This window comes from Staphylococcus sp. MSU001 (assembly GCF_052976705.1).
In genome coordinates this window covers 1-13,164 of sequence record NZ_JBRIKK010000030.1, presented here as the reverse complement: position 1 = coordinate 13,164, position 13,164 = coordinate 1, and the positions used below count along the sequence as shown (strand labels likewise).

The 13,164-nt window shown below is 29.2% G+C and carries 14 protein-coding genes and 2 pseudogenes; 13 read left to right on the top strand and 3 right to left on the bottom strand.

Annotated features, from left to right (window positions below; genetic code table 11):
- Positions 1 to 161: 161 nt before the first annotated feature.
- The 5 genes and pseudogenes from ACVBFA_RS11015 to ACVBFA_RS10995 form a co-directional block, all read left to right on the top strand.
- The gene (locus ACVBFA_RS11015) at positions 162 to 650 is read left to right on the top strand and encodes a DUF4355 domain-containing protein (RefSeq protein ID WP_002489923.1); all 489 of its coding nucleotides are present in this window, start codon (positions 162 to 164) and stop codon (positions 648 to 650) included.
- Positions 651 to 841: 191 nt separating this feature from the next.
- Positions 842 to 1,720 carry a hypothetical protein gene (locus ACVBFA_RS11010; protein WP_002489922.1) on the top strand — a complete coding sequence of 293 codons (879 nt, stop codon included), beginning with the start codon at positions 842 to 844 and terminating at the stop codon, positions 1,718 to 1,720.
- Positions 1,721 to 1,732: 12 nt separating this feature from the next.
- Positions 1,733 to 2,029, top strand: coding sequence for a phage head-tail connector protein (locus ACVBFA_RS11005; RefSeq protein WP_002489945.1), 297 nt, complete (start codon positions 1,733 to 1,735; stop codon positions 2,027 to 2,029).
- Between the two features lie 487 nt (positions 2,030 to 2,516).
- A complete protein-coding gene (locus tag ACVBFA_RS11000) occupies positions 2,517 to 2,729 on the top strand; it encodes a helix-turn-helix domain-containing protein (RefSeq protein WP_002457563.1) in 213 nt (70 codons plus the stop codon).
- Between the two features lie 774 nt (positions 2,730 to 3,503).
- A pseudogene (locus ACVBFA_RS10995) lies at positions 3,504 to 4,029 on the top strand (transposase); the annotation flags it as partial.
- Between the two features lie 46 nt (positions 4,030 to 4,075).
- On the opposite strand, the gene ACVBFA_RS10990 reads toward ACVBFA_RS10995, so the two are convergent.
- Together ACVBFA_RS10990 and ACVBFA_RS10985 are read right to left on the bottom strand one after the other, a co-directional pair.
- Positions 4,076 to 4,759 (bottom strand): Ltp family lipoprotein, encoded by a 684-nt coding sequence (locus ACVBFA_RS10990; protein ID WP_002489933.1) that lies wholly within the window; start codon positions 4,757 to 4,759, stop codon positions 4,076 to 4,078.
- 69 nt (positions 4,760 to 4,828) lie between these two features.
- The gene (locus tag ACVBFA_RS10985; protein ID WP_002458408.1) at positions 4,829 to 5,854 is read right to left on the bottom strand and encodes a threonine aldolase family protein; all 1,026 of its coding nucleotides are present in this window, start codon (positions 5,852 to 5,854) and stop codon (positions 4,829 to 4,831) included.
- Positions 5,855 to 6,167: 313 nt separating this feature from the next.
- Here ACVBFA_RS10985 and ACVBFA_RS10980 point away from each other — a divergent pair, with 313 nt between their 5' ends.
- From ACVBFA_RS10980 to ACVBFA_RS10955, 6 genes are all read left to right on the top strand, one after another.
- Positions 6,168 to 6,365, top strand: a complete 198-nt coding sequence (locus tag ACVBFA_RS10980) for a hypothetical protein (protein WP_002458409.1) — start codon at positions 6,168 to 6,170, stop codon at positions 6,363 to 6,365.
- Between the two features lie 57 nt (positions 6,366 to 6,422).
- Positions 6,423 to 7,895: a cardiolipin synthase gene (cls, locus tag ACVBFA_RS10975; protein ID WP_126122444.1), complete on the top strand. Its 1,473-nt coding sequence runs from the start codon at positions 6,423 to 6,425 to the stop codon at positions 7,893 to 7,895.
- Between the two features lie 180 nt (positions 7,896 to 8,075).
- Positions 8,076 to 8,951: an ABC transporter ATP-binding protein gene (locus ACVBFA_RS10970; RefSeq protein WP_002446339.1), complete on the top strand. Its 876-nt coding sequence runs from the start codon at positions 8,076 to 8,078 to the stop codon at positions 8,949 to 8,951.
- On the top strand, positions 8,948 to 9,679 hold the full coding sequence (locus ACVBFA_RS10965) for an ABC transporter permease (RefSeq protein WP_002446340.1): 732 nt from the start codon (positions 8,948 to 8,950) through the stop codon (positions 9,677 to 9,679). Before ACVBFA_RS10970 ends, ACVBFA_RS10965 begins: the two co-directional genes overlap by 4 nt.
- Positions 9,679 to 10,773: a sensor histidine kinase gene (locus tag ACVBFA_RS10960; RefSeq protein ID WP_002446341.1), complete on the top strand. Its 1,095-nt coding sequence runs from the start codon at positions 9,679 to 9,681 to the stop codon at positions 10,771 to 10,773. Before ACVBFA_RS10965 ends, ACVBFA_RS10960 begins: the two co-directional genes overlap by 1 nt.
- Entirely contained in the window at positions 10,770 to 11,372 is a 603-nt protein-coding gene (locus tag ACVBFA_RS10955) for a response regulator transcription factor (protein ID WP_002474890.1), read from the top strand. Before ACVBFA_RS10960 ends, ACVBFA_RS10955 begins: the two co-directional genes overlap by 4 nt.
- Before the next feature lie 166 nt (positions 11,373 to 11,538).
- Here the strand turns inward: ACVBFA_RS10955 and ACVBFA_RS10950 are convergent, their stop codons facing one another.
- Positions 11,539 to 11,727 carry a membrane protein gene (locus ACVBFA_RS10950; protein WP_001829458.1) on the bottom strand — a complete coding sequence of 63 codons (189 nt, stop codon included), beginning with the start codon at positions 11,725 to 11,727 and terminating at the stop codon, positions 11,539 to 11,541.
- A 164-nt stretch (positions 11,728 to 11,891) separates the two neighbouring features.
- Between ACVBFA_RS10950 and nucI the strand changes: the two genes are divergently transcribed.
- Both nucI and ACVBFA_RS10940 read left to right on the top strand, forming a co-directional pair.
- The gene (gene nucI, locus ACVBFA_RS10945; protein WP_002474894.1) at positions 11,892 to 12,428 is read left to right on the top strand and encodes a thermonuclease NucI; all 537 of its coding nucleotides are present in this window, start codon (positions 11,892 to 11,894) and stop codon (positions 12,426 to 12,428) included.
- 416 nt (positions 12,429 to 12,844) lie between these two features.
- Positions 12,845 to 13,164 (top strand): annotated as a pseudogene (locus ACVBFA_RS10940) (IS5/IS1182 family transposase); the annotation flags it as partial.

Sequence of the window (13,164 nt, the reverse complement as noted above, 5' to 3'; positions counted from 1 at the left end):
ATAAATAGAAAGTGGTGCTATTTTTATACACTTTTTTAACCTTCTACGGAAGGTTATTTTTTATGCCCAAACCATGCTTAAGGCGTTAAAAGGTGCAAGTGTTAAGTCCGAACCATGTATGACTTAAAACTAATCAAGAGTAAATAATTGAGGTGTAAAATATGCAAACTAAGAAGACCAACATGTTGAAATTAAAGTTACAGTTTTTCGCAGAAGAACCAGGGGACAATGCACAAACATCTGAAGGACAAGAAAAACAAGACACACCGGAAAAAGTTTATTCAGAAGAAGAGTTTAATCAACGACTAAATTCTGAATTACAACGTCGTTTAAAGCAAAAAGAAGATGAAAAAGCAGAAGCAGTCAAAGAAGCTCAAAAGCTAGCTAAAATGAATAAAGATCAACAGTTACAATATGAGAATGAAAAGTTAACTAAACAACTCGAAGAATATAAAGTAAGAGATGCTAAATCACAGATGAAAGCTGAAGCACGATTGATGTTAAACAAAGAAGGCATTGATGTGACTGAGGAACCTTTATTAGATATGTTAGTTACTTCAAATGCAGAAGACACTAAAAAGAATGTTGAAACTTTTTCTAATCTTTTAAATAAAATGGTTCAATCTAATGTTGAAAAAGCATTAAGATAAAACTCTCCAGTTAACACACAAACCAATGGAATGACAAAGGAAGATATTTTAGCAATTGAAGATGATGTTCAAAGACAAAATGAAATTGCTAAAAATATTAATTTATTTTCATAAATTAGGAGCTAAAAAGTACGGCAGTAGAAAACAATTTAATTAAAACTGAATATTTAGGTACGGTAAAGTCTATTGACTTGGCTAACAAAATTGAAATTGGTTTAACTAAACTATTTGAGGCATTATCAATTACAAATAAAATTCCAATGAGTGTAGGTCAACAAATTAAACAATATAGTTTCGTAGTTTCAGATAGAAGACCTTCGCCTGGAGAAAAAGGGATAGGTGGAATTGCTGAAGGAGAAGAAATTCCTTTAACTGAAATTCGACGTTTACCTCAGGAAAATTTAGTTTTAGAATTCAAGAAATTCCGTAAATCAACAAGTGCAGAAACAATACAAGCTCATGGTTTTGATTTAGCAATTAATAAAACAGATAATGAACTATTAAAATATGTCCAACGTACATTGAGAGAAGATTTCTTTGCGTCTCTCAGAGATGCTTTAGAAAAAAATTTACCTAATACAAAAAATCGAAAAACCCCTTATAGTGGAAAAACATTACAAGGAGCCTTAGCAAAAGGTAGAGCAGTTTTATCGACTGTTATGGATACAGATATAACACCTATAGCATTTGTGAATCCGAATGATACAGCGGAACACATTGCTAATGGATTAATAACATCTAATGGCGCACAATTTGGTATGGGACTATTAACTAACTTTGTGGGTATTAGAGTAGTTGAATTTTCTGATGTTCCAGAAGGTGAAGTCTGGATGACAGTTGCAGAAAATTTAAATGTAGCGTCTGCAAATCCTAATGGTGAGTTATCAAAAGCATTTAATTTAGTTACTGATCAAACAGGATTAGTAGGAGTAATGCATAATGTACAACCGACTAGATTAACATCCGATACTATTATTATGTCAGCAACAAAAATGTTTCCTGAGAATGTAGATGCGGTTATTAAAGTATTAATTAGACCAAGTTCTAATACTGAATCATCTCATCTATAATTAGGTGATTAAATGAAATTTTTAGATAATGTAAAAAAACGTATTGGTTTAGATGATAATAAGCAAGACGATCAACTACAAGTCATTATTGATAATGTTGAAAAAGAATTATTAGCTATGCTTCCAACGATTGAAGATACTATTCCTGAAGAAATAGAATTTATCGTTGTTGAGGTTGCTACTAAACGTTACAACCATATAGGCGCAGAAGGAATGACCTCAGAAACACAAGATGGGCGTTCAAGTAGTTATGAAAAAGGGGATTTTGAAGAATATAATAAAATTTTAGAAAGATTAATAAATGGATAGGAGTAAATTATTACAGCTAAATATACACCAACACAATTACTTTTTGATAAAATTTTCTCTTTATTACAAGGATTAGGTATTGAAGTGATAGATGTTAAAGATATAGCTAATGATATACCTTATCCTTTTTTTGTTATAAAAAATTAAGAAAAACAGTTGAATTATATCACATATGTGATATAATATAAGTATCAAGAAAGAAAGGAGAAGGAAATGAAAAGAAGTGAAAAAGAACGAATTGAAAAAATAAAGTATCGATTAGCCATAGCAAGCTTAATAATTCAAATACTTAATTTTATCAAATCGTTCATTTAATGGTAAAGGGTTAAAAGCCCTTTACCTCATTATATATGGAGGTGAGGTCTATGACAAGAGAATTGAGAAAGAAGTTAACATTTTATATAAATATATTATCTTTAATTTTGTTTATCGTTAATATAATAAGAAGAAAATAATAAAATATTTCTTTTCATTTCCTATTTAATTTATGAATCAGTTTAATCATATATATACAGTTATAGAAAAATTGCTAAACAATAATGAAATATCGAATTATAAAATTAAAAAAGATACTGGCATTTCCTATGGGGGCATAAGTGAGTTAAGAAATGGTAAAAGAAAAGTCAAAAATTTAACTCTAGAAACTGCGGAAAAACTTTACAATTATCAAGTAGAATTAGAACAAAGTGATGAAAAATAAAACAAGGCTCTATCTTTTGCTACATAAGGGATAGAGCCTTGTTAGTTGCCCAGTGTATATAATTTATTATATTGGGCAACTACAATTAATTCACAATACATTAATAAAGTGTAAAAACGTTGATATAAAGCTATTTAACAATTTAATAAACCTTATTATACCCAATTTGCTTAAATAGAACTCAAGTATCCGAATGAGAAAGAGAACAGTATATTAAGCAATACTAAGCGCTAAACAATTTCAGGGGAAACCTAATAGGGGTAAGGAGTTAAGGCATTTTGCCTTAGCTTCTTTTTTATATAGTTTAGATGGACAATACTATTAAATTACATTATAGAATTTATACTTGTCTGATATTCAAAAATATTTTAATCATATAAAATATTGGGTGATTAAATAGAATTATATACACATATAGAATTCTTATTATTAGATATACTTGATAAAACACCATCTATTTATTATTCTTTCTTTACAATTGCGTTAGGGATTATAATTTATTCTATTAAAGAATGTATTAGATATTTTAATGAAAAAAAGATTCATAAAGCTAAATACAATTTAGAATATATAAGACCTATATTACAAGAAGCACATATTAAAGTTAATAAATTAAATCAAGCTTTTATAGATACTTACAGCGACATAGATTCATATAGTGACTTGAATTTAGAACTTTTAAGTAAACTACCAGAAAATGAAAGAAGAAAGTATGAAACTAAAATATGTAATATTCTTTAAACTTAATAAGAAACATAAAATGAAAAATTTAACAATTACATCTTTAATACTCAAAATTGGAAATATGACGAAATTAATGATGAATTCATTTGTCTGAACAATAAAAGACTAGGATTTAAAAGGTATGCCTATCGCCATGATAAATATGGTTTTATACGAGACTTTAAATTATATGAATGTGATGATTGTTCAGAGTGTCCTCTGAAACACCATTGTATGAACTTCAATTCAAAAGCAAATAAAAAATAATGAAGAATTATTATTTGTAATATTTTAAAGCCCAAATTAATAAAAAGCTTTCAAAACCTAAAACAAAAACGATCTACAGTCAAAGGAAAATTGATGTGGAGCCTGTTTTTGGATTTATGAAGGCTATTTTGGGTTTCACTCGAATGTCCGTTCGAGGGATAAATAAAGTCAAAAGGGAACTAGGATTTGTGCTAATGGCACTTAATATAAAAAAAGTAACAGCTCAATGAGCTGAAAATAATCAAAAAATTATAAAAAAGACAATTTCTATATTATTTTAACAGAAATTGTCTTTTGTTACTTATACTAAAACTTTATGTCCTGGACTCTGTAATGTTAAAACTCTTTCTTAATGATTACCTATCTAAATGATCCATTGCATATTGTGCTTCTTCAGGAGTAAATCCTTCTCCATTTTCTGAAACGAGTTGATCATATAACGCTTGATTAGAAATGTTTATATTTTTTACGTAACTTTTTGCTAATCTCAATGCATTCTTTTTATAATCTACACTGATATGGTCAACAGCATACTGTGCTACGTCTGCCGGATATTTCTCTCCGTATTCCGAAGTTAATTGTTTGTATAAACTTTTCTTAGAGATAGGTAATGAATTTGCATATGATTTTGCTTGTGCTATAGCTGCATTTTGTTCGCTAGTTGGAGAAGCTACTTCATCATTTGCGTTATTGTTTTGATCTTTTGTGTTTTGCTTTAAGTTCACAGAGTCTTGTTTGTCTTTGTGCATTGATTTTTCAATATTTTTATTTCTAGTTGTTTTTACATTATTTATATCAGACTTTTCTTTCATAGTTGATGCATGTTCTGTTTGATTTGGTTTGTTTTCATTTAATAGACTAACTTGAAATAAAACTGTTAAAACTAAACCAATAGTATAGACTGATGAAACAACCAATTTCAACCAAATTTTCCAATGCGCATACCTCCACATTAGAAAGAGACCTAATGGAAAAATAAATAGCAATGTGAGAATAATAAACCAAGATTTTTGGTACCACGATTGTCGTTCTTGTTGCATAGCATAGTCCTCCTGACTATATTCTTAGCTGCCTGTAGTGATACAGTTTTTATAACTTCATTTTGTACTTTATATTAGTTTAAGTAATTGATTAACATTTTCTTCAGTAGTGGCCCAACTTGTCGCGAAGCGTACTACACGATGTTGATTATCATATTTCTCCCAAACTGCGAATTTTACCTTTTGTTTTAGTTCTTCAATTTTATCGTTACTTAAAATAAAAAATTGTTGGTTGGTTGGTGAATCAAAATAGACTTGATACCCTTTATCTATAAATCCTTTTTTTACCTTTTCAGCCATTTCAATAGCATGTCGACTTATATCAAAATATAAATCATCAGTGAATAATTCTAGAAATTGAACACCAGTTAGACGGCCTTTTGCTAATAAAGCACCATGATGTTTTATAATTGTAGTGAAGTTTTTAGGTTCATTTTGTTTAGTGAATACGATTGCTTCACCACAAAGTGCTCCAATCTTAGTACCGCCTATGTAAAACACATCACAGTATTTTGCAACATCTTCGATAGTTACATTAGTGTGATTGCTCATAAGGCCATAACCTAAACGTGCACCATCCATAAATAGTGGAATCTGATGTCTACGGCAAACTCTAGATAAAGATTGTAATTCCTCTTTAGTGTATAAAGTTCCGTATTCGGTTGGATGTGAAATATAGACCATCCCTGGATACACCATGTGTTCTTTTTTAAAATCACTTTCAAAAGTTTCTATATAATTCTCAACATCTTGAGCAGTAATTTTACCTTCTTGGGAGGGTATGGTTAGAACTTTATGTCCACTGAATTCTATAGCACCACCTTCATGGACTGCCACATGTCCTGTATCAGCGGATATAACTCCTTCATAACTATCAAGCATTGAGTTAATAACTACTTGATTGGTTTGCGTACCACCTACTAAAAATCGAATGGTAGCATCTGGACAGTCAATACGTTGTCTAATTTTATCTGCAGCTTGTGCCGAAAAGTCATCGAAGCCATATCCAGCAGCTTGTATTCGATTTGTCTCTACTAATCGATTTAAAACTTTTTCATGTGCACCTTCTAAATAATCATTTTCAAATGAAATCACAAGCGTTCCCTCCAATGTTAAATCGATATTTATTAATTTATTCGATGAAAAGTGTTGATTAGCTCTCAATTAGAAAAGATTTCAATCAATTAAAAGAGGAGCAATAAAGACATTGATGTGAATCTAGACTAATAAAATTTCTGAATATTCAATCGAATGTAATTTATTATACATCAATACCATTTAAATTAAAATATATTCTGTTCAAGATAATGAACGTTTGATTTATAAAAGATAATTCCTCTAAATTAATTGAAATTTTGTATGAAAAGTTCTATGATTTAATCAATATAATGAAAGGGGTATGGGATTTATGCAACAAATAAAATTTAAAACTTTAACTGAGGAAACACTGGAGAGCTTAGAGAAAAGTGTTAATTCGTTTTTGAAGTCTCAAGAGGGTAATGGTTATAAATTATTAAACATTACCATTAAACAAATCGAAGAACGTGCATTTCCGCATAATGACGAGGACTTTAATGCTATTTTAACATTGGTAACTGAAGTATAGTTCGGTAAATCGGCAACTAAATTTTCTTGGTGAAAGACTGAATAGGAGTATTTAGTAATGAATTTTGGATTTTTGGGCACCATTTTAACTATATTGTTAGTACTTGGGTTTATAACTAATATAGTACTGGCATTTGTCATCATTTTCCTTGAACGTGATCGACGTACTGCCAGTTCAACATGGGCGTGGTTATTCGTATTATTCGTTCTTCCTGTCATTGGATTTATTTTGTATTTATTTTTAGGACGAACGGTTTCCAAGAAAAAGATGGAAAAAAATAACGGTGATGAATTACATGCATTTGAAGATTTTGTTCAAGACCAAATCGACAGTTTTGATAAACACAATTATGGTTATATCAATGATCAAGTCATAAAACACCGTGATTTAATTCGTATGTTGTTAATGAAACAAGATGCCTTTTTAACAGAAAATAATAAAATTGATTTATTTACAGATGGTCATAAGCTTTATGAAAAAGTACTTGAGGATATTTACAATGCTCAAGACTATATACATCTAGAGTACTATACCTTTGAACTTGATGGATTAGGTAAAAGAATCTTAGATGCACTTGAAACAAAACTTAGAGAAGGTTTAGAAGTTAAACTGTTGTATGACGATGTTGGTTCTAAGAAGGTTAGATTATCAAAATTTAAACATTTCAGAGCATTAGGTGGAGAAGTTGAAGCATTTTTCCCTTCGAAAGTACCTTTAATCAATTTTAGAATGAATAATCGAAATCATAGAAAGATTATCATTATAGATGGACAAATTGGTTACATTGGCGGTTTCAATGTTGGCGATGATTATTTAGGATTAGGTAAGTTAGGTTACTGGAGAGACACACATACACGTGTTCAAGGTGAAGGCATCGATGCACTACAATTAAGATTTATTTTAGACTGGAATTCACAGTCGCATCGTCCACAATTTAAATTTGATCAAAAGTACTTCCCTAAAAAAAATGGGGACAAAGAAAACACAGCTATTCAAATCGCTTCTAGTGGACCTGCATTTGATTTACATCAAATAGAATATGGTTATACAAAAATGATAATGAGTGCTAAAAAGTCTATTTATCTACAAAGCCCTTACTTTATTCCAGACCAATCATACATTAATGCATTAAAAATGGCTGCTAATAGTGGTGTTGAAGTAAACCTTATGATTCCGTGTAAACCTGACCATCCATTCGTTTATTGGGCTACATTTTCAAATGCAGCTGATTTATTAGATAGCGGCGTTAATATTTACACTTATCAAAATGGATTTATTCACTCTAAAATATTAATGATTGATGATGAAATTTCTTCAATTGGTAGTGCAAACATGGACTTTAGAAGTTTTGAGCTGAATTTCGAAGTGAACGCATTTATATATGATGAAGATATTGCTAAACAGTTACGTCAAGCATTTGAAAAAGATATTGAGCAATCTAAATTACTTACAAAAGAAGAATACAACAAGCGCCCATTATCAATTAAATTTAAAGAAGGACTAGCAAAATTAATATCTCCAATTTTATAAAATTTCAAAATACCCTCGTTTAAATGAACGAGGGTATTTTTTTAAAAACAGTAAATATATTATGTAAACTTTTATGCACGATATGACAAATGTCATTGTTAATTAATGACATTCGGTACTAATATCACTCACTTAAACTTGCTAAATTATAAGTAACATTAATCAAGGGGTGTGACGGTAGTGATTGAACTACGACATATTTCTAAATCTTTCAAGAAACATAATGTTTTAGAAGATATAAGTATTAATATAAAAAATAATTGTTGTACGGCATTAATAGGTAAAAATGGAGCAGGTAAGTCAACGTTAATTGATATTATCGTTGGAAATAATCACTATGATAGTGGTCAAATCGCTGATAAATCAAATTTGTTAAATAAACATAAGATGGGTATTCTTTTTCAAAAAACAGAGTTTCCTAAATACATAAAGGTTTGCGAATTATTACATTTATATCAATCCTTTTATCAAACGTTTATTTCTTTTCATCAGTTTAAAGAAATCACACAATTTAGTGACCGTCAAATGGATCAGTTTGCATGTAATTTATCAGGCGGACAGCAGAGGATTTTAGATTTTGCTTTAGCATTGGTGGGTAAACCTGAACTGTTAATTTTAGATGAGCCTACGTCAGGTATGGATGTAGAAATGCGTCAACATTTTTGGAATGTTATAGAAAAATTAAAAATGAATAATACTACGATACTATATACTTCTCATTACATTGAAGAAGTTGAAAGAATGGCTGATCAAGTAATGATGTTAGATAAAGGGAAAATTCAATTAGATGATGCACCAGAAAATATAAAAAGGAATCAAAGTTATTCTGTAATTCGAATTCCATGCAAATATCAAGAACTTATCAATCAACTGAAACATAAATACGAAATTAAATTAATAAAAAATAGATATGAGATAAAAACTACTGATGTGAGTGATGTTTTACAATTATTGAAACAATATCATGTCAATTTCAATAAGATTGAAATTCTTAAAAAGTCTTTATTGGAAGTCATGTTTTCTAATGATATGTCTAAAGGAGGGAATTACCAGTGATATCAACATATTTTAAAATAGAATTAAAGATTATATTTAGAAAGAAATTGTATTTAGTTATTTCCATATTACTACCTGTCGTGTTTTATTTATTATTTACTTCTATATTGGACATGCCAGAAGAAGCAAAACCTAAGTTTTATAAAGAGTATATGTATAGTATGACAGTATTTAGTTTAATGAACTTTTGTCTATTGTCATTTCCATTAGATTTGATTGAAGAGCGAAATCAAGGTTGGTATAAACGGTTAATGGTGACCCCATTATCATCATTTCAATATTATTTAGTTAAAATTAGTAAGACAATGTGTCAGTTTTTAATAGCAATTATTATTATTTTTTCAGTAGCTCATTTTTACAAAGATGTTCACATGACTGTTTTTCAATGGATATTCTCTGCATTAACTTTATGGATTGGTGTTAGTTTATTTTTGACTTTAGGATTGATTATCGCTCAACTCAATGATATTCAAAAAGCAAGTAGTTTTGCCAATTTACTTAATATTACACTAGCTATATTAGGAGGTTTATGGTTTCCAGTAAACACGTTTCCTGATTGGCTTCAGTCGATTTCTAAAAACATGCCAACATATAATTTAAAGCTACTTGCTATAGATTTAGCGCAAGATAAAGTGGTGAATATAGAAGCGATTGGCTATCTCATAGTCTATAGTATAATCTTTTTGAGTATTGCTTTATTCATGAATAAGAAAGGAGATGTATCCTAATGGAATCAAGAAGTTGGGGAGCGAGAATAGGGGAATTAAGTACTTTAATATATTTAATATTTCCGATTTTAGCTATATTTGTTGACAAACGTGGTAACTTATTCACTTATTTAATTGTTTGTACTATTTTTATAATCAGCTATGTGACGATGATTTTATTTTATAAACACCTTAGTGATAGTATTTTATATTCATTACTGGTTATTCATTATTTAGGAATCTTTTATTTTGTCTATAGTGTCAATCCTATGAATAGTTTGTTTTTCTTCTATAGTGCATTCGCCTTACCTTTTATTTTTAATGTTCGTGTTGTATCAAAAGAATTTATAACCTTTTTAATAGCTATGATAAGTTGCTTAATACTAACTTATATATTTAATCCAACATTTGTGGTTCCATTAAGTGCATTTTATTTGGTTATATTAATTGTTGCTGTAGGTAATTTTAAAAATAGAGACGAACGAATTATGAAAGCTAAACTTGATGAAAAGAATAAGTATATTAATGTATTAATAGCTCAACAAGAGCGTAATAGAATAAGTCAAGATCTTCATGATACATTAGGACATGTATTTGCTAGTCTTACTTTGAAGTCTGAATTAGCTGTTAAACTCATAGATACTTATCCAGAAAAAGCAAAAAATGAAATGCAGGCAATAAATCAACTTTCAACAGAAACCTTAAATAAAGTTAGACTCATTATTGATGATTTGAAGATACAATCTTTTGAAGATGAAATTTCATCATTGGAAAACTTATTGCAAAATGCTAATCTAGATTTTAAATTTAACAATAAAAGTGCGGCTAAATCATTAAACCCAGCGAAACAATCAATATTATCTATGATTTTTAGAGAAGCAATTAATAATGTTATTAAACATGCACATGCGACTGAAGTAAAAGGTGAATTGGAGGTACATGAGCATCAAATCATTTTAAAAATTAAAGATAATGGTGTGGGAATAGAAAATGAGAATGCTTCAAATTTGAAAAGTATTAAAAAACGTGTAGATTATTTAAATGGTAAATTAATTGTACAATCAAATAATGGAACACTTATTATTGTTGAAATACCTAGAGGTGATTTATTATGATATCGCTTGTCATAACTGAGGATCAATTGATGTTAAGAAAAGCTATGGTACAACTGATAGAAATGCATGAAGAAATGAATGTACTAAAAGATTTTGAAAATGGTGTAGAAGCACTCGAGTTTATTGAAAATAATGAACCCAATGTAGCCATTTTAGATATTGAAATTCCGGGTATAACAGGCTTGGAAATCTTATCTTATGTAAGAAAAAAACAACTCAATACAAGAATAATCATAGTGACTACATTTAAACGTCCAGGTTATTTTGAAAAAGCCGTAGCAAATGATGTTGATGCTTATGTACTAAAAGAGCGTTCAATTGATGATTTAATTAAAACTATTTATAAAGTGACAAAGGGTGAGAAGGAATATAGCCCTTCGCTCATGACGTCATTGTTTACTGAATCGAATCCATTAACTCATAAAGAACAAGTTGTTTTAAGAGAAATAGGCAATGGATTAAGTAGCAAAGAGATTGCTAACAAATTGTATTTATCAAACGGGACCGTGCGTAACTATACGAGTACTATTATAGACAAAATGAATTCAGATCATCGTTTCGAGGCATGGAAAAAAGCAAATGAAAAGGGTTGGATTTAATTAATAAGAGTCCACCATTCATAATTGAGGCAGACTCTATAAAATTAAATCAATCTAACAATTATCATTACTATAAAGTTTTGATAAATAAAACTTTGTAGTGAGACAAAGTTACTGAGTGTATGATGTTTAATTTTAAACTATATATACTAAATATTATCCTATTTTAATTCTTTTTTTTACGACGAAATGATTGAATTAGGTAGACGATAAAACCAACGAACATACCTAAAAATACTGACCCCACTAAACTCACGATTAAGGGTAGTTTAAAGACAATTTGTAGTACGACACCAACAATTATTGCTACTATGACGGCAATGATTGTTATTTTATTTTCATTAGACGTATCCATTTCTTTCACTCCTAACATCATGTATTATATCATGCTCTTATAATTTGGAAAGCGAGATTGTAATTATATAAATTTGATTACTTGTAATAGTATGAAATCATTTGACGTTGGATCAAATTTTCTTTAGTATTAATCGGGATATTAAGTGAAATAAGGTGACATTATTGAAATCTAAGAAAATGTCATCGCTTTTTGTAGTAGCGATGATAGGAATACTTGTTATTATTTTTCAGTTTGTAAACCATTCTGGACCGTTTAGTGGTTCAGAATCTCAACATCAATCAGAAAAATCTAATTTAAATGGTAAAGACAAAGTATATGTGAAACGAGTTGTAGATGGTGATACATTTGTTGCTCAAAAAAATGGAGAGGAAATTAAAGTCAGATTAATTGGTGTAGATACGCCAGAGACTGTTAAGCCTAATACGCCAGTTCAACCCTATGGTAAACAAGCATCTAATTATACGAAGAAGTATCTCACGCATCAAAATGTTTATTTAGAATATGATAAAGAAAAAACTGATAGGTATGGTCGTACTTTGGCGTACGTATGGTTAAAAAATGGAGATATGTTTAACGAATCATTGGTGAAAAAAGGTCTAGCCAGAGAAAAGTATTTTTCTCCAAACGGAAAATATAGGGATACCTTCGTAAACGCTCAAGAAGAGGCAAAAAAGAGAAATTTAAATATTTGGAGCTAGTAGCGATAATTTAGAGTCTGATATTGATTGGAAATATAAAATTCATTTGTTATATCAATAAGTAGAAACTAAGTTGGACCATTTTGTTTTGCAGCGTTTTCTTATTCTAGCTAAAGAGATTAGAATAAAAAAAGAGTGATATTTAGTAGATTTCAACTACGTTTCTGACTAGTGTTTCAATAAAGTAGAAATTAGGATATCTACTTCTTAGTCTAGTGAAAAACATTATGTTTTAAAAAGATTTCTAATGTAAACTGATACGGTTTATAATTAAGTTTATTTATTCATGAAATAATTGCTATAAGTGTTGTCATATAAATGTGTGCTATGACTACTGAATCGTATTAAAACGTTAAAATTAAAAATATATATGACAACATTGTTGATAATAGATAATTTAATAAGTTGGAATGTAAAATTACAATTTAAGCTATTTTAAAATTCAAATTGGGATGAGATTTCTTATTAGAAGAAACGTTTGCAGTTAAAGAAATTTGATGTGAAACTTGTTGATAGATTTACGAAAGTTATTTTGAGTTTTATTTGTATGTCGGTTTGAAACGTAACTAAAGTCAAAAGAGAACTAGGATTTGTGCTAATGGCACTTAATATAAGAAAAGTAACAGCTCAACGAGCTAAAAATAATCAAAAAAATAATAAAAAAAGACAATTTCTATATTATTTCAATAGAAATTGTCTTTTTTTATTTATCTTGGAACTTTATGTCCCAGCCTCT